We start from the raw sequence: 26,965 nt of genomic DNA on the forward strand, positions 1-26,965 counted from the left end.
TCTCTTTTAAGGCTTTCTGTTTATTTTTGTCTAAATCACCTTTTTTAGATTAAATCGTCTTATATGGAAAAATATATGGATAAATTTGTTTTATTGCGGAAAAAAAGGTATAATAGAGTATACTTTTAATAATGAAAATGAGGGATGGACATTGAAACAACAAGTCATTCTAAATACGGAATTCATGACGTTGGGTCAAATGCTGAAAGAAGCCACCGTTATCGGTAGTGGCGGACAAGCAAAATGGTATTTGGCAGAAAACACTGTGTTAGTCGATGGCGAGCCGGAAAATCGTCGTGGACGCAAGCTTTATCCCGGTATGATGGTTGAAGTTCCAGAAGTAGGAACTTTTTTTATGGTAAAAAAAGGAAACGACGATAATGAGGCTGAATAAGCTGTATTTAAAAAATTATCGAAATTACGAAGAGCTGAACATCGAATTTTCCAAGAATCTGGTCATTTTTTTAGGTGAAAATGCGCAGGGAAAAACAAATCTTTTGGAAAGTATCTATGTATTGGCTATGACGCGAAGCCATCGGACAAGTAGTGAGCAGGAATTGATTGGTTGGAATGACGATCAGGCAATGATCCAAGGAGAGATCGCAAAAGGTTCATCCACTCTCCCATTAGAAATCTTATTATCTAAAAAAGGCCGAAAAACCAAGATCAACCATATCGAACAAAAAAAGTTAAGTACTTACGTGGGACAAATGAATGTCATTTTATTTGCACCAGAGGATCTTTCGTTAGTAAAAGGCAGCCCGCAGATCAGGCGGAAATTTTTAGATATGGAATTAGGTCAGATCAATCCAATTTATCTTTATGATCTTGTCCAATACCAAGCGATTTTGAAGCAAAGAAACCAGTATTTGAAGCAATTGAATGAAAAAAAACAAACTGATTTGCTTTATTTGGATATTTTGTCCGAACAACTAGCAGCGTTTGGTAGCAAAGTATTGAAAGCAAGAGCACAGTTCATCAAGCGATTGGAGTTTTGGGCTAATTCTTTACATCAGCAAATCACACATCATAAAGAGCAGCTGGAAATCGAGTATCTCACCGCAGTCGATTCTTTAGAAACACATACGCAAGAACAAATCCAAGAACAATTTCTCACACTTTTGAATCAAAACAAAAAGAAAGACCTTTTTCGGGGAACGACGACAGTTGGTCCTCACCGTGACGATCTTTCCTTTTTTATTAATCAAAAAAACGTGCAGACTTATGGATCGCAAGGACAGCAAAGAACGACTGCTCTAAGTGTCAAATTAGCAGAAATTGATTTGATCAAAGAAGAGACAGGGGAATATCCAATCCTATTATTAGATGATGTGATGAGCGAGCTGGATGATAATCGTCAGCTCCATCTGCTGGAAACAATCGAAGGAAAAGTTCAAACGTTCTTAACAACGACGACACTTGACCATGTAAAAAATAAAATGACTGTTGAACCTGAGATTTTTTATGTTCGACAAGGGAAACTAAAAGGAGAAGAAACTGAATGACAGAAGAAAGAAGTTTAGTAGAACGCGCTAAAGAATATGATGCCAGTCAGATTCAAGTACTTGAAGGACTTGAAGCCGTTCGTAAACGACCTGGCATGTATATCGGTTCGACTAGTTCTGAAGGTCTGCATCACCTTGTTTGGGAAATCGTCGATAATTCGATCGATGAAGTATTAGCAGGTTTTGCAACGAAAATCCATGTGATTATAGAAAAAGACAACAGTATCACTGTTATTGACGATGGACGGGGGATACCAGTAGATATCCAAGCAAAAACCGGACGTCCTGCAGTTGAAACGGTCTTTACTGTTTTACATGCTGGAGGAAAATTTGGCGGTGGCGGATACAAAGTTTCCGGTGGTCTTCATGGAGTGGGATCTTCCGTCGTAAACGCACTTTCTACGCAACTTGATGTCAAAGTATACAAAGAAGGAAATGTGTACTATCAAGAGTATCGTCGTGGAGCTGTAGTGGACGACTTAAAGATCATTGAACAAACGGATCGCCATGGAACAACGGTTCACTTTACGCCAGATCCTGAAATTTTTACAGAGACAACTGAGTTTGATTTTTCAAAATTGGCTACCCGAATCCGTGAACTAGCTTTCTTGAACCGCGGGATGCGTATCTCGATTGAGGACAAACGAGAAGAAGAACCAGTCATCAATGAATACCATTATGATGGCGGGATCAAAAGTTATGTCGAATACTTGAATGCAAACAAAACCGTGATTTTCCCAGAACCTGTATATTTGGAAGGTGAGCAGCAAGATATCGCAGTTGAAGTCTCTATGCAATATACAGACGGCTACCATTCCAATATCATGAGTTTTGCCAACAATATCCATACGTATGAAGGCGGAACACATGAATCAGGATTCAAGACTGCATTAACTCGGGTAATCAATGATTATGCTCGAAAACAAAAGCTGATGAAAGAAAATGATGACAACTTGACTGGTGAAGACGTGCGAGAAGGATTGACAGCTGTTATTTCTATCAAGCATCCTGACCCTCAATTCGAAGGACAAACAAAAACAAAATTGGGCAATTCCGAAGTACGGACAGTCACTGATCGGTTATTTAGCGAGCATTTCATGAAATTCTTGCTAGAAAACCCAAGTGTGGGCCGTCAAATCGTTGAAAAAGGATTATTAGCTTCCAGAGCTCGTCTAGCAGCGAAACGTGCGCGTGAAGTAACGAGACGTAAAGGTGCTTTAGAGATCAGTAATCTGCCAGGAAAATTAGCAGACTGCTCTAGCAACGATCCTGAAAAATGCGAATTGTTCATCGTCGAAGGAGATTCGGCCGGCGGATCAGCTAAGCAAGGTCGTAATCGAGAATTTCAAGCTATCTTGCCTATTCGTGGGAAAATCTTGAATGTTGAAAAAGCAAGTATGGATAAGATCTTGGCAAATGAAGAGATCCGGTCTTTATTTACCGCTATGGGTACAGGGTTTGGAGAAGATTTCGATGTATCGAAAGCTCGTTATCATAAATTAGTGATCATGACTGATGCCGATGTTGATGGTGCGCATATCCGTACATTGCTGCTGACTCTTTTTTACCGTTACATGCGTCCAATTGTTGAAGCTGGTTATGTCTATATTGCTCAGCCGCCTTTATACGGGGTAAAACAAGGGAAGAATATCACGTATGTACAACCAGGAAAGAATGCAGAAGAAGAGTTGAAACAAGTCGTTGCTTCACTTCCTGCTTCACCAAAACCAAGTGTTCAGCGGTATAAAGGACTTGGAGAAATGGATGATCATCAACTATGGGAAACAACTATGGACCCAAGTAATCGAATGATGGCCCGCGTCAGCGTGGACGATGCTATTGCGGCAGACCAGATATTTGAAATGTTGATGGGGGATCGAGTAGAGCCTCGTCGTGCATTCATCGAGGAAAATGCACATTACGTGAAGAACTTAGATATTTAATCATGAAGGAGGAAAAAGAATGAGTGAAGAAATCAGAGAAAACATCCATGATGTCAATCTAACCAGCGAAATGAAAGACTCCTTCATCGATTATGCGATGAGTGTTATTGTCGCACGTGCACTGCCTGATGTCAGAGATGGTCTGAAACCCGTTCATCGCCGTATTTTATACGGCATGAACGAATTAGGTGTGACACCGGATAAAGCCCATAAAAAATCTGCCAGAATCGTCGGAGATGTCATGGGTAAATACCATCCTCATGGGGATAGTGCGATCTATGAGTCAATGGTACGGATGGCGCAGCCATTTAGCTACCGTTATATGCTAGTGGATGGCCATGGAAACTTTGGTTCTGTTGACGGTGACGGTGCCGCTGCTATGCGTTATACCGAAGCACGGATGAGTAAAATCGCTACAGAAATGCTGCGTGATATCAATAAGAACACTGTTGATTTCCAAAGCAACTATGATGACACAGAAAAAGAACCCGTTGTATTACCTGCTCGCTTCCCCAATCTTTTGGTGAACGGAACGACGGGGATAGCCGTGGGTATGGCAACGAATATCCCACCTCATAATTTATCTGAGGTAGTAGCGGCTATCGATTTGCTGATGGATAATCCTGATGTGACGACCAATGAATTGATGGAAGTATTACCTGGACCAGATTTTCCAACAGGTGGTTTAGTCATGGGAAAATCAGGAATCCGAAGAGCGTATGAAACAGGTAAAGGTTCTATTACCGTACGTGCAAAAGTTGAGATCACTGAGATGCCAAATGGCAAAGAACGGATCCTCGTGACGGAATTACCTTATATGGTCAATAAAGCCAAATTGATTGAACGGATTTCTGAGTTGCACAGAGACAAGCGTATCGAAGGAATCACGGATTTGCGGGATGAATCTTCCCGTGAAGGCATGCGAATTGTCATTGACATTCGTCGTGACGCCAGCGCATCAGTTATTTTGAATAACTTATACAAATTGACATCCTTACAGAATTCATTTGGATTCAATATGTTGGCCATCGAAAAAGGCGTGCCGAAAGTTTTAAGTTTGAAACAAATCCTTGAAAACTATATCGAACATCAACGCGAAGTCATCACACGACGGACGGTCTTTGAAAAAGAAAAAGCAGAAGCAAGAGCACACATCTTAGAAGGTTTGCGTATTGCTTTGGATCATATCGATGAAATCATTGCGATTATCCGCGGGTCTAAATCAGATGATGAAGCAAAAGCAACAATGATCGAACGGTTCGATTTATCCGATCGCCAATCACAAGCTATCTTAGATATGCGTTTGCGTCGATTGACCGGTTTGGAACGGGAAAAAATCGAAAATGAATATCAAGAACTATTGAAACTGATTGAAGATTTGACTGACATTCTGGCAAGACCCGAACGTGTCACGGAAATCATCAAGAATGAGTTAGCAGACTTGAATCAACGATTTGGTGATAAACGACGCACAGAATTACTAGTCGGTGAGGTCTTAAGTCTAGAAGATGAAGATTTGATCGAAGAAGAAGAAATCGTTATTACACTGACAAACAATGGTTATATCAAACGTTTGGCAAATAATGAATTCAGAGCTCAACGAAGAGGCGGGCGTGGTGTCCAAGGAATGGGTATCCACAATGACGACTTCGTCAAGAATCTAGTTTCTTGTTCTACCCATGATACATTGTTATTCTTTACGAATAACGGAAAAGTGTATCGGGCAAAAGGATACGAAATTCCAGAATACGGACGTACAGCCAAAGGTATCCCAATCATCAATTTGCTGGGTATCGACTCGAGTGAAAGCATCCAAGCAATTATTGCGGTGACGGGAGAAGCAGAAGAAGGCCACTATCTCTTCTTTACGACGCGTCAAGGTACAGTTAAACGTACGTCTGTCACTGCTTTCGCTAACATCCGAAGCAATGGTCTGATTGCAATTGGTTTGAAAGAAGATGACGAATTAGTCAATGTTCTATTGACAGATGGACAGTCAAATATCATCATTGGCACACATAACGGCTACTCTGTGACCTTCAAAGAGGAAGCAGTCCGCGATATGGGACGTACAGCTTCCGGCGTCAGAGGGATACGTTTGCGTGAGGAAGACTACGTTGTTGGGGCAGCCCTGATGAAGGAAGACCAAGAAGTACTAGTGATTACAGAAAAAGGTTACGGAAAACGGACCAAAGTATCGGAATATCCAGTGAAAGGCCGCGGTGGTAAAGGAATCAAAACGGCGAATATCACTGAAAAAAATGGTCCACTAGCCGGATTGACCACTGTTTCTGGAGATGAAGACATCATGCTGATTACAGATAAAGGTGTGATTATCCGTTTCAACGTATCGACTGTTTCTCAAACTGGACGTTCAACATTGGGTGTACGTTTGATGAAGATGGAAGCTGATACGAAAGTCGTCACAATGGCAGCAGTCGAGCCAGAAGCGGTAGAACAAACAGTTGAAGAGCAAGCAACAGAAGAATAATCATAAAGATGAAGTGTTTAAGTTAACAAAGAGGTTGTGACAGAAGTGGTCAGCTTCAAGAAATAAGAAGGAATTCACGAAAATTGCTTCTCAAATTTTTGTGAAATTTCGGCTTATTTTTCGAAGAAGTTACTTCTGGAACACCGTGTAGGAGGTTATGAAAAAGCTGCTCTGCATCAAGCAGTAAGAACAATCAGACAAAAATAGCATTCCATATTTTTCATCTGATTGGGCTTAGTGCCATAGATGCAAGCTTTTGAACACCGTTTAAGGAAGAGGTCGTGAGTCTGCCGTTTCACTCTGAGTCACAAGGAGTTGGCAGGAGAACACCGTTTATTCGAAAAAAGGGAACTGCGACAAGACTTTTGTCACAGTTCCCTTGCTTGCTTTTTTGATTAATTGAATTTCTCTTAAAATATTTGAAACTGTTTATTCTGTATTGCTTTTGACCAAAATAGAGTGTATAATCAAAGCTTGTGAGTAGTCTAATTAATTAGATAACTCTCCTTGCTCTTAGGAACCTAAGAGCCGAAAGTCCACAGGGAGGTGAATATCAATGGAAAACACGAAATATGAAATCATGTACATTATTCGTCCAAACATTGATGAAGAAGCAAAAACTGCTTTAATCGAACGTTTCGATGCAATCTTGAAAGATAACGGAGCAGAAGTTATCGAATCAAAAGATTGGGAAAAACGCCGTTTCGCTTATGAAATGAACGGTTACCGTGAAGGTATCTATCACATCGTTAAAGTATCTTCTCCATCATCAGCAAATGCTGTCAATGAATTTGACCGTCTTGCTAAAATCAACGACGACATCATTCGTCACATGATTGTTAAAGAAGAAGCTTAATTGTTGTTTCATGTGAAACAATAGAAAAACGATGAGAGGAGATGACTATTTTGATTAATAATGTTGTATTAGTTGGACGTCTGACGAAAGATCCAGATTTGCGTTACACAGCAAGTGGTACGGCAGTCGCAACATTTACTTTGGCTGTGAATCGTAATTTTACAAACCAAAGCGGCAATCGCGAGGCTGATTTTATCAACTGTGTGATTTGGCGCAAATCAGCAGAAACTTTAGCAAACTATGCTCGTAAAGGAACACTTTTAGGTGTTACTGGACGTATCCAAACTCGTTCTTATGATAATCAGCAAGGACAACGTGTATACGTGACAGAAGTAGTAGCTGACAACTTCCAATTGCTGGAAAGTCGTTCTGCATCTGAAAATCGCCAACAAAGCGGCGGATTCCAAAGTTCTGGTCAATCAGCTGGCGGATTTGGCGGAAACAATAACTCTAATCAAACATCTCAATCATCCAACGGTATGCCTGATTTCGACCGTGATACTTCTGACCCATTCGGCTCAAGTTCAACGATCGACATTTCAGATGATGATTTACCATTCTAAACGAATTTGATAGGAGGGAAATAGAATGGCACAACAAAGAAGAGGCGGACGTAAACGTCGTAAAGTAGATTACATTGCTGCTAACCATATTGAATATATCGATTATAAAGATATCGAATTACTAAAAAGATTTATTTCAGAACGCGGTAAAATCTTGCCACGTCGTGTAACTGGTACAGGCGCTAAAAACCAACGTAAAATTACTGTTGCAATCAAACGCGCACGTATCATGGGCTTGCTACCTTTCGTTAGCGAAGACTAATAAATCCGAGGAATTGAATGACTGATCCTTTTGATCAGCTATTCAATTCTTTTTTTTCTGTAAAAATAACCGATATTCGTTTAGTCGCTTGAATGACGAAAGTTATGGTAAAATCAAGTTAGTCATATATGGGAGGAAAATTATGGAAAATAAAAACAATCATTTATCCCCAAAACCTCTCTTCCTTATCCTGTTTATACTAATCGAAGTATTGGTAGTCTTAATTTTACCATTTCGTTTTGTTAGCGCTTTGGTCATTCTTTTGATGAATTTATGGGGCGTTCGCTATTGGTTGAAAATGAAACGCTGGCTTATTTTAAATAAACGTGAAAAAATCCAGCAGGCTTCGACCGTAGCCGAAACAAATCTGGCTTATGTCTCAGAAGTCATGCCTGTAGGAGTGATTGCTTATCAGCCATCAAGCCAAAAAATCGAATGGCTCAATCCTTTAGCATTGAAAGTCAAAGATCAAAGTGGATTAACAGAGGAAGAATTGTTAGATACTTTTTTTACTGCAAAAGAAAAAAAGAAAAACCAAGTCTATCTAGCAGATAAAACATTTCAGTTTGATATGGATACAGTAAAGGGTGTCGTTTATTTTAATGATATCACCCAAAACCAGTTGTTGAAACTTCATCAGGCGAACAGTCAGCCAGTAATCGGTATTTTATCTATTGATAACTATGCAGATGCTATTGATAAATTGGATGATAAAGAGATTTCTTATTTGAACTCTTTCGTCACTACACTAGTTTCTGACTGGATGAATGAATACCATGTCTTTTTCAAAAGAATCAACGCAGAACGGTTTTTCTTCGTCGCGCAGATGATCGATTTGAAAAAGATGATGGATAAAAAATTTGATTTGTTGGACCGCTTTCGAGCAGAAGCTGAAAAACAGAGCTCGCCTGTCACCTTGAGTATGGGGATTGCTTATGGCGCAAGATCCCTCGATGAAATCGGTGGAGAAGCTCAGAACAATTTAGATGTTGCTCTAGTCCGCGGAGGCGACCAAGTTGTCGTGAAAGAGGTAAAAGAAGGTGCGAAACCTGTTTATTATGGCGGTAAATCAGCTAAGAATGTCAAACGCACGCGTGTCCGTTCTCGAGCGATGAGTACTGCTTTGCGCCGGATTTTTGATGAAACAGGCGATGTGTTCATCATGGGACATAAATTTCCGGATATGGATGCTTTAGGCTCTGCTTTTGGTGTCAGTTGTCTTGCACGCTTCAACCAGAAAAAGGCTTATATCGTTATCAACGAGAACGAAATCATTCCAGATGTAGAACGTTGTCTCGAAGAAATCCATAAACATCCAGAATTAGAAATGCAATTGATCTCTCCAGAACGCGCCATAGAGCTGAAAAAAGATGAAGACCTCCTCGTGATGGTGGATTATCATAAACCTTCTCTATCGATCTCTCAGAGCCTATATGAGCAATTTGATAAGATCGTGATCATTGATCATCACCGCCGAGGGGAAGAGTTTCCAAGCAAGCCTTTGCTGACTTATATCGAATCTTCAGCCTCTTCCGCTTCAGAGCTAGTTTCTGAGCTGATCCAATACCAAAGCAGCAAAACGAATCGCTTAGATCGCTTTGAGGCCACACTATTACTTGCAGGGATGGTTGTAGATACGAATAGTTTCAATGTTCGTACAACTGCACGAACTTTTGATGTTGCCAGCTATTTAAGGTCTTGTGGAGCAGACGCATCCTTAGTACAATATTTATTGAGCTCGGACTTAGCGACATACTTGGAAATCAGTCATTTGATTGCTGGAAGCGAGTATGTGACTTCTGATATTGTTGTGGCGGCAGGAACAGATGAAAAAGAGTATAATAGTGTCATAGCGGCAAAAACAGCAGATACACTGCTTTCGATGATCAATATCAACGCAGCTTTCGTCATTACGAAGCGGACAGACGGATTGATTGGGATCAGTGCCCGAAGTACCGGTACGATCAATGTCCAAATCATCATGGAATCCTTAGGTGGTGGAGGACACTTCACAAATGCAGCTACTCAACTGGAGAATACGACAGTTGAAGAAACAAAACAGAAGCTTTTTGCTGCAATCAAAGAAAATATGAATCAAATATATGATAAGGAGTAATCCAAATGAAAGTAATTTTTTTACAAGACGTAAAAGGAAAAGGTAAAAAAGGGGACATCAAAGAAGTTCCAGCAGGTTATGCACAAAATTATCTAATCAAAAATAACTTGGCAAAAGAAGCAACGAAAAGTAGTATCAGTCAGTTAGCTGGACAGAAGAAAGCCCAAGAAAAACACGAAGCTGAAATCTTGGAAGAAGCTAAAAAATTAAAAGAATTCTTGGAAAAAGAAGATACGGTAGTCGAGTTAAAAGCAAAAGCAGGGGAAGACAGCCGTTTGTTTGGATCGATTCCTTCAAAACAAATTGCTGAAGGGCTAAACAAACAATACAAAATCAAATTAGATAAACGAAAAATCGAACTAGAAAACCCAATCCGTTCACTAGGCTACACAAACGTACCTGTGAAGTTGCATCATGAGGTGACGGCTACGATCAAAGTTCATGTCGTACAAGAATAACAAGTTTTGATAGTGATGTTCAGTTGGTAAGAAGAACCAGAAGGAGAAAAGACAAACCGAAATTTATCTGAGAAAAGCAGCTGTAGCAACAAAAGCACAAGCTGCATATCGATTTCAGATTGATTTCGGTTTCTTTTTTGAGAATAGTAAAATAGCATGAAGAAAACGAGTATAATAAAAGAGAGCTATTTTTTTAGGATACTTTCGATGCGAATGATGACTTTTCCATCATTTTCTTGTAAAATGAAGCAATTGAAGACAAGGAGCGATACGTATGAATGAAGTGTGGCAGGATCGAATCCCACCGCAAAATATTGAAGCTGAACAAGCGGTTCTAGGCTCTGTTTTTCTTGATGCAGAAACGATCATTGATGCCATGGAGTACATAGAGCCAAAAGACTTTTATCGTCGCGGCCATCAAATTATTTTTGAGACAATGATCGAGTTGAATGATCGTAATGAAGCGATTGACGTTGTTACTGTTAAAGACCGACTAGAACAAGCAAATTTGTTAGAAGATGCCGGTGGTTTAAGTTACCTATCAGATTTGGCTTTAGCAGTTCCGACAGCAGCAAATATCGTCTACTATGCAAAAATCGTTGAAGAAAAATCATTATTGCGTACATTGATCCAGACAGCAACGGGTATCGTTACAAAAGGATTCGAGCAAGGAGAAGAAGTTCAGACGATCTTAGATGATGCAGAACGCAGTATCTTGGAGGTTTCGGAAAAAAGAAATCGAAGCGGCTTTTTATCCATTGCTGAAGTACTGAACTCAACGATTGAAAATATCGATCGACTAGCTCAAAATAATGAAGAAATCACAGGCCTACCAACTGGCTATCAAGGTCTGGACAAAATGACAGCAGGTTTCCAGCCCGAAGAACTAATCATTCTGGCTGCTCGTCCGGCGGTAGGTAAAACTGCGTTCGCATTGAATATTGCTCAAAATGTAGGAACCAAAACAGATCGTTCTGTTGCGATATTCAGTCTGGAAATGGGGGCGGAATCTCTTGTAAATCGGATGCTTTGTGCAGAAGGTTCGATTGAAGCCAGCCATTTGCGTACAGGTCAGCTTTCGGAAGAAGAATGGTCGAATCTAATCGTTGCGATGGGAAGTCTTTCTCGAGCAAATATTTTCATCGACGATACACCAGGGATCAAGATCTCTGAGATCCGCGCGAAATGTCGGAAACTAGCGCAAGAAAAAGGCAACCTAGGCTTGATATTAATCGATTATTTGCAGTTGATTGAAGGTAACGGTAAAGAAAACCGTCAACAAGAAGTATCAGATATCTCTCGCCAACTGAAAAAACTGGCAAAAGAACTGAAAGTACCTGTCATTGCTCTGTCGCAGTTGTCTCGTGGAGTAGAACAGCGACAAGACAAACGTCCAGTACTAAGTGATATTCGTGAATCCGGATCAATCGAACAAGATGCGGACATCGTAGCCTTCTTGTATCGGGATGATTATTATGAAAGAGAAGGCGGAGATGACGATGATGGAAATGAGCCAAAAAATGACAACGTCATCGAAGTCATCATCGAGAAGAACCGAAGCGGTGCGCGAGGAACAGTTGAACTGCTGTTTATCAAAGAATACAATAAATTTTCGTCGCTTTCGCCAAGAGAAGAATTTTAAAGAAGAGGTTGTGGAAGCAGCGTTCAGCCTTGCGCAATGACCAAGAGCACTCGTATAAGATGCGACGAGTAACTGCAAAAGTGACTAGAGCACTTAATTAAAACAGATTTCCAAAGGGATTGTGACAAAAGTCTTGTCACAGTCCCTTTTTCCGAATAAACGGTGTTCCAGAAGTAACTTCTTCGGAAATAAGCCGAAATGCCACAAAAATTTGAGAAGCAATTTTCGTACATTCCTTCTTATTTCTTGAAGTTGACCACTTCTGTTACAACCTCTTTTTTAACAATCATTCTAAAACGATAAAAGTTCGTTTTTTAAGCGTTTTTATAAAATAAAAATAAAAATCATTCGATTTTATTTGAATTATGTATCTATTATTGATACAATGGTTCAGGATTAAATAATATAGAACGAGGTGTTCACATGTCATCTGTAGTAGTAGTAGGTACGCAATGGGGCGATGAAGGGAAAGGAAAAATCACAGACTTTCTCAGTGAAAATGCTGAAGTGATTGCACGGTACCAAGGTGGCGACAATGCAGGGCACACAATCAAATTCAACGGTGTGACTTATAAACTGCATTTGATTCCTTCTGGGATTTTTTATAAAGACAAGATCAGTGTGATTGGAAATGGCGTCGTAGTCAATCCTAAATCATTGGTCAAAGAATTAGCTTATTTACATGAAAAAGGTGTAGAAACAAGTAATCTGCGTATTTCTGACCGCGCACACGTAATCTTGCCTTATCATATCAAATTGGACCAATTACAAGAAGATGCGAAAGGTGAAAACAAAATCGGTACAACGATCAAAGGAATCGGACCAGCTTATATGGATAAAGCCGCTCGTGTAGGTATCCGTATCGCAGACTTATTGGATAAAGAAATTTTTGAAGAACGACTTCGTTTGAATCTAGATGACAAAAACCGTCAATTTGTAAAAATGTTCGATTCAGAACCACTTGATTTTGACGATATTTTTGAAGAATATTATGAATATGGTCAACAAATCAAACAATACGTCACAGATACTTCGGTTATCTTGAATGACGCCTTAGATGCAGGTAAACGAGTGTTGTTTGAAGGGGCACAAGGAGTCATGTTGGATATCGACCAAGGAACCTATCCTTTTGTTACTTCTTCTAATCCAGTAGCCGGTGGTGTTACAATCGGAAGCGGTGTAGGACCTTCAAAAATCAATAAAGTCGTCGGCGTCTGCAAAGCCTATACGTCACGTGTCGGTGATGGACCATTTCCAACTGAACTATTTGATGAAACAGGAGAACAAATCCGCAAAGTAGGACGAGAATACGGTACGACAACTGGACGTCCTCGTCGTGTCGGTTGGTTTGATTCTGTAGTTATGCGCCATTCTAAACGGGTTTCAGGTATTACCAACCTATCTTTAAACTCAATCGATGTATTAAGTAGATTGGAAACCGTAAAAATTTGCACGGCTTATGAATTAGATGGCGAACTAATCTACCACTATCCAGCAAGCTTGAAAGAGTTGAACCGTTGCAAACCAATCTATGAAGAATTGCCAGGCTGGTCAGAAGATATTACAGGATGCAAAACACTTGCAGAACTGCCAGAAAACGCACGTAACTATGTACGTCGTATCTCAGAGCTTGTTGGTGTACGTATCTCAACATTTTCTGTCGGACCTGATAGAACACAAACAAACATCTTAGAAAGCGTCTGGGCGCAAATCTAAGGATAAAAACGACGACTGAATCAGGACGTTCTTACCAGAGCGAGTCGAAGTGTTTATCTATACGATAATAATAACTTGAACACTGTTTATTCAGAATAAGGGACTATGACAAAAACCGTGTCACAGTCCCTTTTTTCGAATAAATGGTATTCAAAGGCTTGCATCTACGGCACTAAGCCCAATCAGATGAAAAATATGGAGTGCTATTTTTATCTGATTGTTCTTACTGCTTGATGCAGAGCAGCTTTTTCACAACCTCTTCCTTAAACGGTGTTCAATCAGCTGACCCTCGGTATTCGCTCAACAAACGGCAAAATATGAGGAACTATTTTTCCGTTTTTTTCTCTAATACTCAGGTCAAAACGCTGATTTCACAACCTCTTATTCACGGTGGTCCAGAAGTAGCTTCTACGGAAATAAGCCGAAATTCCACAAAAATTTAAGAAGCAATTTTCGTAAATTCCTTCTTATTTCTTGAAGCTGACCACTTCTGTCACAACCTCTTATTTTGATTAGAACTTGCGAAAATAAACCGGTTAAAGTGTGTCTAGCGCAAGAGATTTGCTATAATAGACGATAAGGGTAAAATGTAACGAGAAGGGGTTGAAAAATGTGTATCAAATTGTAACAGATTCTTGTTGTGATCTGCCATACCATGTATTAGCAGAAGAAAAAATTGATTTTTTATCAATGAATCTCCAATTGAATGATCAAGAGTTAGTAGATGATCTCGGAAAGACATTCAATTATGACCGCTACATGAATCAGCTGAAAAATGGTGCGATGCCTACGACATCACAAATCAATGTTGGCCGATATTTAGAATTTTTCCGTTCTTATGCGGAAAAACAGATTCCTGTCTTATATGTGGCTTTTTCCAGTGGATTAAGCGGCTCTTACAGCAGTGCGCTTCAAGCTGTTGAATTACTGAAGGAAGAATATGAAGACCCTGAGATCTATGTTTTTGATACAAAAGCTGCAAGTATCGGGGAAGGGCTTTTAGTATTGGAAGCTGCAAGATTGAAAAAAGAAGGGAAAAGTATCGAAGAAACCTTAGAGTGGCTGGAAAAAAATTATTTGAAAGTCCATTCATGGGTAACTGTAGACGATTTGAAGTATCTAGAACGAGGCGGTAGGATTTCCAAAGCAAGTGCTACTCTGGGCAGTCTATTGAGTGTAAAGCCTATTATTACGGTAGATAAAGAAGGAAGGCTGACGAATGTTGACAAAGTTCGCGGAAGGAACAAGTCGATCCAGACAATCGTCAATGAGACAGTAAAAACAATCGTTGCGCCACTTGATCAAATCGTTTATGTGGCTTACGCTGGGGATCTAGAGAGCGCGGAGAAGGCAAAACGGCTTTTGGAAGAGCAGATAAAGATGAAAGATGTCAAGCTTTATCCCTTAGGACCAACGATCGCCAGTCACACAGGCTATGGCTGTATCGCGATTTTTTCGATGGGAATCAGTCGATAAAAGCAGTAACTCATTCTGTAAAAATGCCTAGGATTTGAATGTAACAAAAATAGCGACTCTTAAAAGATAGATGAGCATTCTATCTCTTAGAGGTCGCTGTTTTTTTGTTTTTTAAGCTAAATAGGTCGTTACGCCCATAACTCGTTCAATTGTTTTTGAATATCTGTGTTTTCCAAGAATTCATCATATGTCGTATCAGCCCGATCAATCACACCTTTATCTGAAACAGCAATGATACGGTTTGCCAATGTTTGGATAAATTGATGGTCATGAGAGGCAAACAGGATCGAGCCAGTAAATGCCATCAAGCCATCATTCAATGCGGTGATTGATTCTAAGTCTAAATGGTTCGTTGGATCGTCTAATACAAGTACGTTAGCTTTCGAAAGCATCATTTTTGAGAGCATACAACGGACTTTCTCTCCACCAGATAAAACATTTACTGGTTTCAATACTTCTTCACCAGAAAACAGCATTCTTCCTAAGAAACTTCTTAAGAAGGTGTTGTCATCTTCTTCTTTACTTGCATATTGGCGCAACCAGTCTAAAATCGTTAGATCCGTGTCGAATTCTTTCGTTGTATCCTTTGGTAAATAAGAATGACTGGTTGTTACTCCCCAACGTACTGTTCCAGTATCTGGTGTAATTTCACCCATTATAACTTTGAATAGCGTTGTTGTTGTTATATCATTTTCTGCGACAAAAGCAACCTTGTCTTCTTTGCTTAAATTAAAAGATATATCATCTAAGATTTTCTTTCCATCAATCGTTACACTTACATTTTCTACCTGCAATAAGTCGTTTCCGATCTCACGTTCAGGTTTGAATCCAACGAATGGGTAACGTCTAGAAGAAGGCTGGATATCGTCCAAAGTAATTTTTTCAAGCATTTTTTTACGTGAAGTTGCTTGTTTTGATTTTGATGCATTCGCACTAAAGCGAGCAATGAATTCTTGGAGCTCTTTGATTTGTTCTTCTTTTTTGGCATTTGCATTCGCTTGGAGTTTAGCCGCTAATTGACTAGATTCCAACCAAAAATCATAATTTCCTACATAAAGTTTGATTTTACCAAAATCCAGATCCGCCATATGTGTACATACTTTGTTCAAAAAGTGACGGTCATGGGAGACAACGATCACAGTATTTTCAAAATTAATCAAAAATTCTTCCAACCAATTGATCGATTGGATATCCAGACCGTTTGTTGGTTCGTCTAGTAAAAGAACATCAGGTTTACCAAATAGTGTTTGTGCTAACAACACTTTTACCTTTTGTCCGCCAGTCAATTCACTCATTTGCTGATGGTGCAATTCTTCAGGGATGTTCAGTCCTTGCAGTAAAACAGCTGCTTCTGGTTCTGCTTCCCATCCATTAAGCTCAGCAAATTCTCCTTCTAATTCAGCTGCTCGAATACCATCTTCGTCAGTGAAATCTTCTTTCATGTAAATTGCATCTTTTTCTTTCATCACTTCATACAGACGCTTGTGTCCCATGATGACTGTTTCAAGTACAGTATAGTCTTCATAGTCGTAATGGTTCTGTTTCAATACGGCCATCCGTTCATCTGGTCCCATAGTAACGGAACCTGTGGAAGGCTGCAGATCCCCTGATAACACTTTAAGGAACGTTGATTTACCTGCACCATTTGCACCAATCAAGCCATAGCAGTTTCCGGGGGTAAATTTAATATTCACATCATCAAATAGTTTGCGGTCTGAAAAGTGCAAACTCACATCATTTACAGTAATCAATTTTTTTCCTCACTTTTATCATTATTAGTTTTTGACAAGTCTTATAGAATTATATAGGGGAAAGGTAAAAGATTCAAGGCAATCGAACATTCTTTGTGTTTCACGTGAAACAGAATGAAGAAAATAAACATAAAAGAGGAGTAGAAATAGCTGCTATAGGATTTTTTAGTTTGAAACAGCATAATTTTTGACGTTATTTATAAGAAGGAGTACTATAAAACTGTAAAAGAAATGAAAGAAGGATAGAAAATGGATGAAAAAAGAACCATCGACTGGGGCTCATTGATTTTGGGAATTTTATTTGTACTTGTCTCATTGTTATCATTTCAAGACCCTGTCGGAAATTTAGTTGCAATTGTAGTAGTCTTTGCGATTTTTGCATTTATTAAAGGAATATTTGAACTGTTTGTACGTAACAGATTAAAAGAGTTAACAGGATATAAAGGAAAAATGCCCTTAATAATCGGGATCATCGATATTCTAGTTGGCGTCTTTTTCTTATTCAATATTGGTGCAGGAGTCGCAGCATTACCTTTTGTTTTTGCAGTATGGTTTATTGCTGATTCCGTTTTAGCGTTATTTACTGCTGACTTGGCAAGAGGAGTAAGTGAAGGTTATTATTGGTTTACGATCATCGTCAATATTTTAGGAATTTTATTAGGAATTTTCTTATTGTTTAATCCAATTTCTTCTGCGTTGACATTAAGCTTTTTAGTTGGGTTCTATTTTATGTTATTCGGCATCACACATATCGTCTATGCGTTTAGATAAGTGAAATCAAACAAATAAAAAAGCCAGCTTCCGGTAACAGTTTGACTGTTGCAATTGGTAGCTGGCTTTTTTATCATGGACAAATATGCACGAGGTAATCTTTAGGTGTCGAGAAAAATTTATGCAAAAATGTGAAAAGCAATACGCATAAATTTTATCTTAATACTTGAAACATACCGCAGTTATCACAACCTCTTGATATACGGTGTTCAAAAGTTTGCATCTGCGGTAATAAGCCCAACCAAACGAAAAAATATGACGAGCTATTTTTGTTTGGCTGTTCTTATTACTTGATGCAGGGTAGCTTTTTCACAACCTCTTGATACACGGTGCTCCACCTGCTGCTTCTCGGTAATAAGATCGCCGTCCTAGAAAATATGAGGAACTATTTTCTGTCCATCGTTCTTATTACTCGAAGCATAGCGCAGTTTTTACAACCTCTTTTCATATAATTCATTCAATACTGGCAAATCATGGACTTCATATTTTTCTTTGAATGCTTGGATTTCTTCTTCAGAATATTTTCTTGGATCTAAATGCAGATCTTCTACTGGCAATGGGCGCTTGTTATTGATTTTCACATCGATCACTACAGGACGATCTGATTTTGCGGCTGCATCAAAGGCAAACCGAAGTTGCGAGTATTCTGTGACTGTAAAGCTTTTTGCTCCGAGTGCTTCTCCAACTTTACCGAAATCTGCATCTTCTAAAAATACACCGAATTTCTTTTGTTCCGTATCTTCTTGTTCTGCTTCGATGAAACCATAAGAATCATTAGAAAAAACAACATTGATAATTGGAAGCTGATATTTAACTTGTGTAATGATATCTTGCATGACCATAGCAAATCCGCCATCACCACTTAAGGTAAATACTTGTTTTTCTGGGTAGCTTAGTTGTGCGGCAATTCCTCCAGGCACACCATTACCCATAGTGGCGAACCATCCAGAGGTTGTATGTTTTTGTTTACCGTTCATATTTAATAAGCGAATAGAATGGATAGTCGTGTTACCGACATCTGTGACGAAAATCGCATCGTCTTCAGCAATCCGATTGATTTCTTTATAGACAGCCTCTGGTCGAATCGGTTCTTCCTCACGATCTTCAAAAGATTTCAACCAATTTACCCATTTTACTTTATTTTCCTGATTTGCTAGGTACCAGCTATCAGCAGGACGAGTATCACCTAATTCGACCAGTCTTTGCAAAGCTGTGTTTGCATCACCGAGAATCGACAGAGATGTTTCATGGCGCCGCCCGAATTTTGACGCATCAATATCGATTTGGATAAATTCAGCAGTTGGATTAAAAAATGCACGTCCAAACGGGAAGTCGCTGCCGACAAATAAGATTAGATCGGCTTCTGCCAATGCTTCATTTCCGGGTTTAGTAGCGACACGTCCAGCAAAACCAAGAAAGTTTTCATAATCATCAGGAATAATTCCTTTTGCTAGAACGGAAGCGACAATAGGAACTGAAAAATGTTCTGAAAATTCTTTGATTTGCGGAAATCCGTTTCGCGTTCCTTGACCAACATAAAGAACTGGTTTTTTTGCTTTTTCAAGATAAGGCAAAGCAGCCAGCAAATCTTTTTCTTCTGGTAATATCACACTTGTTTTATGAGTGTGAGCAGTAGAGAAAGGTTGTTCATCAATTTCTTCAAACCCAAGATCAACAGGAATAGTTACGATAGCCACACCTTTATGCTCATAGGCGGCTTTAATGGCTTCATCTACGACATGTGGAAGACTTTGGGGCGTCATGACTGTACGATTGTATACGCTGACATCTGCGAAAATAGGATTTTCATTTAATTCTTGGAAAGAGTTATAGTTCATGGATGTAGAAGCAACTTGTCCTAAGAACGCTACTAGAGGTACATGGTCCATCTGTGCATCATACAAACCATTGATCAAATGTGTCGCACCAGGTCCTGCAGAGCCGAAGACAGCGCCAACTTTCCCGGTTAATTTTGCATCTGCGGCGGCTGCTAGTGCACCGACTTCTTCATGACGGACTTGAATATATTTGATTTCGTTTTTTTCGTGATATAGCGCATCCATAATCGAATTGAAAGATCCTCCGGGAATGCCATAAATATGGTCGATGCCCCAGCTTTCAAGAACTTTTACCATTGCGACTCCTGCATTGATTTTTGACATGGTGTTTCACTCCTTTAGCAATGATGATTCATAATTTTTTGGTATCTAGAGTATAGAACTTTTTATCGAAAATCCCAACTAATTCGTCTTTTCACAAAAATGTAGTCATGTTTTTGGGAATATGCTAGAGTAGTACATAAATAGATTCAAGAGAGGGGAATGGCATGGTTGAATGGCTATTGAGGCTTGATCCTTGGCAGCAAGCACTTGCTGGGACAGCTTTTACTTATTTTATGACAGCTCTTGGTGCCGGATTGGTTTTTTTCTTTAAAGAAATCAAAAAAGAAGTGCTAAATTTGATGTTAGGATTTGCTTCTGGTGTCATGATTGCTGCAAGTTTTTGGTCCTTGCTCGATCCAGCAATTACAAAAGCAGAAGAAAATGGAGATATTGCTTGGCTAGTTGTAAGTATTGGATTTGGTTTAGGTGGGGTGTTTTTATATATGGCAGATAAAACACTGCCCCATATGCATTTTGGACCGCAACATGAAGCAGAAGGATTGCCTACCCATTTAAAGCGGACAATCTTGCTTGTTTTTTCTATTACATTGCATAATGTTCCTGAAGGTTTAGCCGTGGGGGTAGCATTCGGTGCAGCAGCAACTGCGAATAATCCGACAGCCGCTATACTAGCCGCTGTTTCGGTGGCGCTAGGTATTGGTATCCAAAACTTCCCAGAAGGAGCAGCTGTATCAATCCCATTGCGACAAGAAGGTCTGAGCCGTAAAAAGGCCTTTGTTTACGGACAAGCTTCTGGAATCGTTGAACCAATCGCTGGGGTAATTGGCGCACTACTAGTAACGAAAGTGGAGCTGCTGCTTCCTTATGCACTTGCTTTTGCTGCAGGAGCGATGATTTATGTCGTGGTGGAAGAATTGATTCCCGAAGCACAGCAGACATTGTCCAGCAAACGTCATTTTGCAGTTTTTGGTGTTATGAGCGGATTTATCATTATGATGATCTTGGATGTAGCATTAGGATAATTGGGAAAATTCATATATGATATATCAAATAGGGTCGCGAACTTATGTCGTGACCCTATTTTTAAGTAAGTTATATCATAACGGAGTGATTATGTGATTCATTAATAATAGTTTTTTCGATGTGTATTGCCTTTGATCCAACGAACGAGCCAGATGATAAGTGCGATTGGAATCAAAACTTTGACCGCAAACCATAAAAGGCCACTTACGACACTAACAAAAAGACTGATGACAAAGCTAGCAGCAATCAACACTAAAAGAACCATGAAGATATTTAAGAACATATTTTTTTGACGCATACAAAACCCTCCTCTTGTTCATTCTTTACTATAGAAAAAGTATAACAGGGATTCTCTAAAAACACCTCCAACTGCAGACTGATTTTTACTTCATCTGCTTAAATGATCAAACAATTGCTTTTTCCCTTGTTTATCATCTAAAATAGAGCGGAAAAGGAGGAGAATATCATGCCTAAAAATCGTCTTGAAGCATTTACAGATGCTGTAATCGCCATTATCATGACTATTTTAGTTTTAGAACTTCATGAACCTAACGGAGATACGTGGGAGGCGCTCGCAGCATTAGGCTACCGATTTTTTATCTATATTGTCAGTTTCATCATCTTAGCGATTTATTGGAACAATCATCATCATTTATTTCAAGTTGTACATAAGATAAATGGACGGGTCTTATGGGCGAATAGTTTCTTTATTTTTGCGCTTTCACTTTTTCCATTTGCCACTTCATGGATCAGTGAGTACATCAATAGTCTGGCTCCAGAAATGACTTATGGTTTTGTTACCTTGATCGCTAACATTGCGTATTATATCTTGGCAAAAGAACTTGTCAAAGCAAATAAGGGTCACGAGAAAGCATTGAAGGCGATGCTGAATGATTACAAGAAATCGTACTTATCGATTGGCTTGAATGTCTTAGGAATTGTCTTAGGCTATTTAGTAGCGCCAGTAGCCGTGCTGATCGCAAACATCGTGATTCTGGCTGCTTGGATCATCCCCAGCCGTACCATCGAATCACAATATCGGTAAAATGATCTTTGTTTAAAATTTAAGAGAAAAATATAGAAAAAATAATCAAACGATCAAATATCCGAGTGATACTAGTATTCAAAGAGGGATGCAGATGGATCAAAAAAGACTTCATGTAGGACTGATTACTAGTTTTGTCACGATGCTTATTTATTTGGATCAAGGTCATTTGACTTGGACAGTAGTTAGTGTCACGGTATTTTTGACATTATTCGCAGCAATAAAAAAATAAACATCTTTATGTAAGCTAACATTCTATCTATTTAATAAAAACAGGTTTACAGCAGTATGATTCTGTTGTAAACCTGTTTTTATTTGTGGAAAATTTTTATTTTTAGGAAAGTGTATTGAAATATAAATCGTTAGTTTTTCCACAGTGGATAACTTTATGATAGCTAAAAAAGCAATAGATTAGTTAAAGGAGGCATATAGCTTTCTTTTGTCAGGGGATATACAATAGAAATGAATAAATATTAACGAGAATTCAGATGGGGTTAAAAAAGTAAATTCAGAGGAGTGAAAAATAACTAAACAACTATATTTAACTTGTTATTTAATAGTTAAAAAATAACGATACACTTGTTTTGATTTCTCTGCTACTTCTAAGAAACTGCTGCTTTTTCCTTTGAAATGTCTTCAAAAAGTAGGATCAGGTAAAATCTACTGGCAGAAATCAAGGAAAAAGATACCTTCATAAGAGAGAAAAATGATAGAAAAGAAGAAAAATTATTTATAGAACAAGCTTTTTGTAACAAATTAATATACCTATACGGGGTATAAAGAAGAGCGAAGATTTCTCAATCGATTTAAGTGTCGAATAGGAAAATGCTAAGATTTAAAGCATGTAAGCTAAAAAAATAATCATTTTTGATTAAAATGCGTACTTAAATTATGAACGGCTTATGGTAATACTTGTTTTTCAAGTAAAAAGAGCAAACCTAACCAATTTAACGAATAAAAAGGGAAAGTAAACAAAATATATATTTCTGTACTTTTTGTGATAGCGCTTTAATGATACACTTGAAAGGAGGAATAAGCCTATCTAAGAGTTTCTTTATAAACTATCAGACAATGTTTCCTTTAAACATATGGAAAACTGGAGCAGGTATTCTACTCCAGTCATATGAGTGTGTTGATACTATTTTTTTGAATAGGGATTGCTAAATGGAAAATCGTACCCTCTTTGTTGCTTTTAACTCGAAGAAGCCAATCATTTTTTCGAACGAGGGAGGCAACAATAAATAGTCCGAGCCCAGTTCCTCCAGCTGTAGTTTTCGTTGTAAAAAACGGAGTGAATATCTTATCTCGTATTTCTTCTGGAATACCAGGTCCATTATCTGCTATTTTGATAAAGACCCAATTTTTTCCTTGTTGCGAAACAGGGATATCCGTCATGCATTTAGAAAGTTCCGCGCATTTTTTTGATGTGATGTGTATATGGGCATCGTTTTTTGCTTGATAAGCGTTCATTATCAAATTATAGAGGACGATTTGCAGATCTTCTTTTTCAAATCTGCTACTTCCATTAGCGGAAAGTTCAGTATCTAGAATGATTGTCTTAGGAAGTAAAATACGAATCGTTTGTATCGCTTCTTGAACCGTTTCTGATACTTGATGGACTGACTGTTCCCCTGAATGTACTTTTGAAAAGCGCAAGACATTGGTAGAAAGTTGCAGTCCTTTTTCTGCAGATTGATAGATTTCTTTTAAATCTTCAGTTAATTGTTCATCTTCTTGGCGTTCTTCTATCAAAAGCTGCAAGTTACCGATCATGGGTGTCAAGAAGTTGTTCATGTCATGAACGATCGTAGTAGTCAATAAACCGATTGTCTCTAATTTGGATTCTTGAAGGATACTTTTTTCCAGCTCATATTTTTCTTGTAAAAGCAGTTGTCGTTCTTGTAGACGAATATTCTCTAAGTAAGTTTCATTTCGTTTTACATAATAGCGGATGGAAACAGTTAACAAAAAAATAATGACTAGCAAGAACATTAACAATCCTAGTGTAATCAGGTTATCCTGTAGGAGCAGCCCATTTCTTTCGTAATAATCTTCATTGCTAGCAGCGATAAGTCGAGCGTTACCAACTGTAAACCACTCATAGGAAGAAATCTTTATCACTTGTTTAGGATGTTTTTTTGTCCACCAGTATGAATAGTAGGTCAGGCTGCCTTTTTTATGTTTCAGTTGTTCTTTTTCTAGCTGCTCCAAACTAGCAAAATCAAAAGTTGGGAATTTTTCTTTTCGATCATCTACCACTGTTAAGCCAATCTGTTCCTGAGAAGGATGCATGATGATCTTCATTTCTGCATTTTTGACCATTGTATAGCCGATGACTGCAGAATCTTTTGAAATATTGGTCTGATAAATCTGTTGTAAATCAAGCGGCATGACGAGTAGAACTTGTTTTTTAGAGGCGAGAGAAACTTGCTGGTATAAATTTATGTAAGCGTGATGTTGATGGAAATACACATCACCATTTTCAATAGTATTCTCTGACAAAGCTGTTGAAAACAAAGGATCAGCTGTTAGGGTTTTTGGTATATCAATAAAGGCACTCTGAAATTTATATTGGTGAATAAGTTGACCATTAGAAGAGAAAAGGAAAATACCGATTGCAGCTTTTTGATTTTTAGATATAGAGACATCAGATAAATCAGAAGCAAGTTCCTCGTTTTTTATTTGTCCGCTGTACTTGTCCAGTAAGCATTGATAAGAAAAAATCTTTTCTTTGATCAATTCAATAGCAGAATGATTGATTTGAGCTAATTGCACTTCTGCAGATTTTACAGCTTTTTCTTGTGAAGTATGAAAACTGGCAAGTGTAAAAATAATTCCGCTGATCGTCAGCAGCAGGATCAGTGCGATGGGAGCATAGAGACCTTTGTTTGTAGGTTTTTTCATTGTTCGTTCCTTTCTGTTGCTAATCTATCAAATAAAAATAGAGGAGGAGTTTTTGTGCGAAATGAAAAAATTTTAGTTGTAGACGATGAGCCGGCGATTCGGAGACTGATTTGGAAGTCTCTATAATCTACAGGCATTTTAGTTTATCAAAGCGACTCAGTAGAAAAGACGATTGAAATCATGTCACGTGTGACATTTGATCTTTTTTTACTTGATATCAGCCTTGATTATGAAAACGACGGATATCATTTAGCGCAATTGATCCGAGAAGAAGATCTAGCCGTTCCATTACTTTTTCTAAGTGGTAAGAAAAGCGAAGAGGCGATGATTACCGGTTTAGAAGTAGGAGCAGATCAATATTTGACTAAGCCTTTTTCTTTAGATCTTTTACGCGCACAAGTGACAGCAGCTTTAGATCGTAATAAAGCGATTCGCAACCAGTCTGCCCATCCTATAAAAGGAGAGATCAAAGCCGGAGATTTTCGATTTGACCCAATACGTTATCAATTGTTTAAAAAAGATTGTCTGATCAAATTATCATCTAAAGAACTTCAGTTGATCCGTTTTTTCATGGAAAATCCAGATCAGGTCTTTTCCAAAGAACAAATTTATCGCAGTGTTTGGAATGATGAGCATTTTGATGCCAATACGATCATGGTTTTTATCAATCATTTAAGAAATAAAATCGAAGCCAACCCCAAAAACGCAAAGTATTTAAAAACGATTTGGGGGATCGGCTATACATTCTTGCCTGATGGAGACAAGGAATGTTCTAAAAATGAAAAATAAATACTTAAAGCAAGTAGATCAGCAGAACCGCCGGGGCTTAAATGCCGTTTGGTCAAATGGAGGTCATAAATTGTCAGTTCATGGATAAATGCTTGCGCTGATAAATTTTTTTTGAACAGATAGCTGCTTTCAGCTTGTACTTGCTTTAAAGCTTCAAAGCCGCCACGATGGAGCAAATTGCTGTCTTGTGTCTCACTCATCAAAAAAATCAATGCATATAAGTATTTTATCTCTTGGTTGTTCTGCGTATGCTGCCGTAAAAAATCTAACAGCTTATTTAGTGTAGGGTAGCCGCTTGCTGCTTCGCCTCGGATTCCGGTACTGCCGTGTTCGAGATAAAGTTTTTCTCCATAAGTCAATGATTCTTTATCTTTACATGAGAGGTGCTGAAAATCTTTTTCTACTATTCCGGAGACGATCTGCTTTGCTATTTGAAGGACAGACTCAGTATCTTTCTTTGTAAAGGGAAGGGTAGCACCTTTTTTGATATATAGCCCTGTAGCACCTAGAAGAATCGCAAAAGAGAAATTAGCACCCTTATGTGTATTTATACCATTTGTTGCGTGTAGCATTGCTTTTTCTGCTTTTTTTCCAATCTTTCGTAACTGTTCAAAAAGTAAAGGAGCATCTCCTTTATGATTATAACCAGCCTCTGCATATTGATAAAAAAAGGGGGCTAAACTGACGATACTGTCGAGAAAAGTATAAAAATCCATATCGTGATGAGCGCCATTCGAGTAGCGATCGACCAGTCCGGGTTTTGGAGTAAGTGAGACTTCGTATAGCAAAGCCTTTTCTGCATAACTACTGATGGTCTTTAATAAAGGATTAGTCAATTTTTTGCCGCTCCATTTCTTCTAGAATGAATTTTAGCGAGTGATCTAAATGTTCATGGATCAATAAAGTGAGTTGCTCTTTGTTTTTTGTTTTAATTCCTCGATAGATAAGCCAATGTTCCTCCAGGGCTGTATTTCTACGTTTAGAGGAACGAATGGCAATATCACGAAAGTAGATAAGGTAAGATTGCAATTCTAATACAATTCCTTTTAGCCGAAGCATTTGGCTCTTTTCATAAATAAATGCATTGAAATTGGAGAAATTTTGTAGTAATTCATCTACTCGATCTTCTCTATTTAATTTCTCCCCATATATCAACAGCGCTTTCATTTTTTTAAAATCGTCAGTTGTCATTTGATCCATAGCTTTAATTGCGGCGAGTGTATCAAGCGATTTTCGAATATCGTAGATTTCATGAGCATCTTTCGTACTTATTCCCTTTACTACGACACCGATTTTAGGAACATATGTGACTAATTTTTCTGTAGTTAATTGCTTTAGCGCATAACGGATCGGGGTACGGCTGATATTCAAGATCTCAGAAAATTCTTTTTCGTTGATTCGCGTACCAGCAGGAATTTCTCCTAAAATAATCGTTTTTCGAAACGCTTCGTAAAGTAAGATTTTCAAGGTCTTATTTTGTGAAAAATCAAGATTTTTTTTGACTGCATCAATAATCGAGCTCATTTGCCAA

At 38.5% G+C, this 26,965-nt stretch carries 22 protein-coding genes and 1 pseudogene; 17 read left to right on the plus strand and 6 right to left on the minus strand.

Annotation, left to right across the window (positions count from 1 at the left end; translation table 11 throughout):
- The first annotated feature begins 151 nt into the window (after positions 1 to 151).
- The 12 genes from yaaA to AC1F25_RS10080 all read left to right on the plus strand — a co-directional run bounded on the left by yaaA (position 152) and on the right by AC1F25_RS10080 (position 15,028).
- On the plus strand, positions 152 to 394 hold the full coding sequence (gene yaaA, locus AC1F25_RS10025) for a S4 domain-containing protein YaaA (protein ID WP_002293125.1): 243 nt from the start codon (positions 152 to 154) through the stop codon (positions 392 to 394).
- Positions 381 to 1,505, plus strand: a complete 1,125-nt coding sequence (recF, locus tag AC1F25_RS10030; RefSeq protein ID WP_479994083.1) for a DNA replication/repair protein RecF — start codon at positions 381 to 383, stop codon at positions 1,503 to 1,505. Before yaaA ends, recF begins: the two co-directional genes overlap by 14 nt.
- Positions 1,502 to 3,448 (plus strand): DNA topoisomerase (ATP-hydrolyzing) subunit B, encoded by a 1,947-nt coding sequence (gene gyrB, locus AC1F25_RS10035; protein WP_002288364.1) that lies wholly within the window; start codon positions 1,502 to 1,504, stop codon positions 3,446 to 3,448. The genes recF and gyrB overlap by 4 nt, the downstream gene beginning before the upstream one ends.
- 19 nt (positions 3,449 to 3,467) lie before the next feature.
- Positions 3,468 to 5,939 carry a DNA gyrase subunit A gene (gyrA, locus tag AC1F25_RS10040; protein ID WP_002309898.1) on the plus strand — a complete coding sequence of 824 codons (2,472 nt, stop codon included), beginning with the start codon at positions 3,468 to 3,470 and terminating at the stop codon, positions 5,937 to 5,939.
- Positions 5,940 to 6,495: 556 nt separating this feature from the next.
- On the plus strand, positions 6,496 to 6,795 hold the full coding sequence (gene rpsF, locus AC1F25_RS10045; protein WP_002288366.1) for a 30S ribosomal protein S6: 300 nt from the start codon (positions 6,496 to 6,498) through the stop codon (positions 6,793 to 6,795).
- Between the two features lie 50 nt (positions 6,796 to 6,845).
- Positions 6,846 to 7,358 (plus strand): single-stranded DNA-binding protein, encoded by a 513-nt coding sequence (gene ssb, locus AC1F25_RS10050; protein WP_002288368.1) that lies wholly within the window; start codon positions 6,846 to 6,848, stop codon positions 7,356 to 7,358.
- Between the two features lie 25 nt (positions 7,359 to 7,383).
- Complete coding sequence (gene rpsR, locus AC1F25_RS10055; protein WP_002288370.1) at positions 7,384 to 7,620, plus strand: 30S ribosomal protein S18; 237 nt, start codon at positions 7,384 to 7,386, stop codon at positions 7,618 to 7,620.
- A gap of 142 nt (positions 7,621 to 7,762) precedes the next feature.
- Positions 7,763 to 9,736 carry a DHH family phosphoesterase gene (locus tag AC1F25_RS10060; RefSeq protein WP_002313920.1) on the plus strand — a complete coding sequence of 658 codons (1,974 nt, stop codon included), beginning with the start codon at positions 7,763 to 7,765 and terminating at the stop codon, positions 9,734 to 9,736.
- 5 nt (positions 9,737 to 9,741) lie between these two features.
- Positions 9,742 to 10,194 (plus strand): 50S ribosomal protein L9, encoded by a 453-nt coding sequence (rplI, locus tag AC1F25_RS10065; RefSeq protein ID WP_002288372.1) that lies wholly within the window; start codon positions 9,742 to 9,744, stop codon positions 10,192 to 10,194.
- A 274-nt stretch (positions 10,195 to 10,468) separates the two neighbouring features.
- A complete protein-coding gene (dnaB, locus tag AC1F25_RS10070) occupies positions 10,469 to 11,836 on the plus strand; it encodes a replicative DNA helicase (protein WP_002288373.1) in 1,368 nt (455 codons plus the stop codon).
- Between the two features lie 423 nt (positions 11,837 to 12,259).
- Positions 12,260 to 13,552, plus strand: a complete 1,293-nt coding sequence (locus AC1F25_RS10075; RefSeq protein ID WP_479994084.1) for an adenylosuccinate synthase — start codon at positions 12,260 to 12,262, stop codon at positions 13,550 to 13,552.
- Positions 13,553 to 14,164: 612 nt separating this feature from the next.
- Positions 14,165 to 15,028 (plus strand): DegV family protein, encoded by an 864-nt coding sequence (locus tag AC1F25_RS10080; protein WP_002316532.1) that lies wholly within the window; start codon positions 14,165 to 14,167, stop codon positions 15,026 to 15,028.
- A gap of 128 nt (positions 15,029 to 15,156) precedes the next feature.
- Here AC1F25_RS10080 and AC1F25_RS10085 read toward each other — a convergent pair whose 3' ends face one another.
- Positions 15,157 to 16,779, minus strand: a complete 1,623-nt coding sequence (locus AC1F25_RS10085; protein ID WP_002309893.1) for an ABC-F family ATP-binding cassette domain-containing protein — start codon at positions 16,777 to 16,779, stop codon at positions 15,157 to 15,159.
- A 249-nt stretch (positions 16,780 to 17,028) separates the two neighbouring features.
- Here AC1F25_RS10085 and AC1F25_RS10090 point away from each other — a divergent pair, with 249 nt between their 5' ends.
- Positions 17,029 to 17,550: an HdeD family acid-resistance protein gene (locus AC1F25_RS10090; RefSeq protein WP_002309892.1), complete on the plus strand. Its 522-nt coding sequence runs from the start codon at positions 17,029 to 17,031 to the stop codon at positions 17,548 to 17,550.
- 431 nt (positions 17,551 to 17,981) lie between these two features.
- Here AC1F25_RS10090 and spxB read toward each other — a convergent pair whose 3' ends face one another.
- Complete coding sequence (spxB, locus tag AC1F25_RS10095) at positions 17,982 to 19,712, minus strand: pyruvate oxidase (RefSeq protein WP_002313922.1); 1,731 nt, start codon at positions 19,710 to 19,712, stop codon at positions 17,982 to 17,984.
- Positions 19,713 to 19,876: 164 nt separating this feature from the next.
- Between spxB and AC1F25_RS10100 the strand changes: the two genes are divergently transcribed.
- Positions 19,877 to 20,695 carry a ZIP family metal transporter gene (locus tag AC1F25_RS10100; protein ID WP_002309890.1) on the plus strand — a complete coding sequence of 273 codons (819 nt, stop codon included), beginning with the start codon at positions 19,877 to 19,879 and terminating at the stop codon, positions 20,693 to 20,695.
- Between the two features lie 101 nt (positions 20,696 to 20,796).
- Here AC1F25_RS10100 and AC1F25_RS10105 read toward each other — a convergent pair whose 3' ends face one another.
- Entirely contained in the window at positions 20,797 to 20,994 is a 198-nt protein-coding gene (locus tag AC1F25_RS10105; protein WP_002309889.1) for a hypothetical protein, read from the minus strand.
- Between the two features lie 168 nt (positions 20,995 to 21,162).
- On the opposite strand from AC1F25_RS10105, the gene AC1F25_RS10110 reads away from it, so the two are divergent.
- Positions 21,163 to 21,741, plus strand: a complete 579-nt coding sequence (locus tag AC1F25_RS10110) for a TMEM175 family protein (protein WP_002309888.1) — start codon at positions 21,163 to 21,165, stop codon at positions 21,739 to 21,741.
- A gap of 94 nt (positions 21,742 to 21,835) precedes the next feature.
- On the plus strand, positions 21,836 to 21,973 hold the full coding sequence (locus tag AC1F25_RS10115; protein ID WP_002320647.1) for a hypothetical protein: 138 nt from the start codon (positions 21,836 to 21,838) through the stop codon (positions 21,971 to 21,973).
- Positions 21,974 to 22,860: 887 nt separating this feature from the next.
- Here AC1F25_RS10115 and AC1F25_RS10120 read toward each other — a convergent pair.
- Positions 22,861 to 24,645: a sensor histidine kinase gene (locus tag AC1F25_RS10120; RefSeq protein ID WP_151668861.1), complete on the minus strand. Its 1,785-nt coding sequence runs from the start codon at positions 24,643 to 24,645 to the stop codon at positions 22,861 to 22,863.
- 54 nt (positions 24,646 to 24,699) lie between these two features.
- Between AC1F25_RS10120 and AC1F25_RS10125 the strand changes: the two are divergent.
- Positions 24,700 to 25,434: pseudogene (locus AC1F25_RS10125) on the plus strand (response regulator transcription factor).
- Here the strand turns inward: AC1F25_RS10125 and citG are convergent.
- Both citG and AC1F25_RS10135 read right to left on the minus strand, forming a co-directional pair.
- A complete protein-coding gene (gene citG / locus AC1F25_RS10130; RefSeq protein WP_002309884.1) occupies positions 25,383 to 26,270 on the minus strand; it encodes a triphosphoribosyl-dephospho-CoA synthase CitG in 888 nt (295 codons plus the stop codon). The pseudogene AC1F25_RS10125 and the gene citG overlap by 52 nt on opposite strands.
- Complete coding sequence (locus tag AC1F25_RS10135) at positions 26,263 to 26,958, minus strand: GntR family transcriptional regulator (protein ID WP_479994085.1); 696 nt, start codon at positions 26,956 to 26,958, stop codon at positions 26,263 to 26,265. Before AC1F25_RS10135 ends, citG begins: the two co-directional genes overlap by 8 nt.
- Between the last annotated feature and the right edge of the window lie 7 nt (positions 26,959 to 26,965).

The organism is Enterococcus sp. M-BR2 (genome assembly GCF_056612775.1).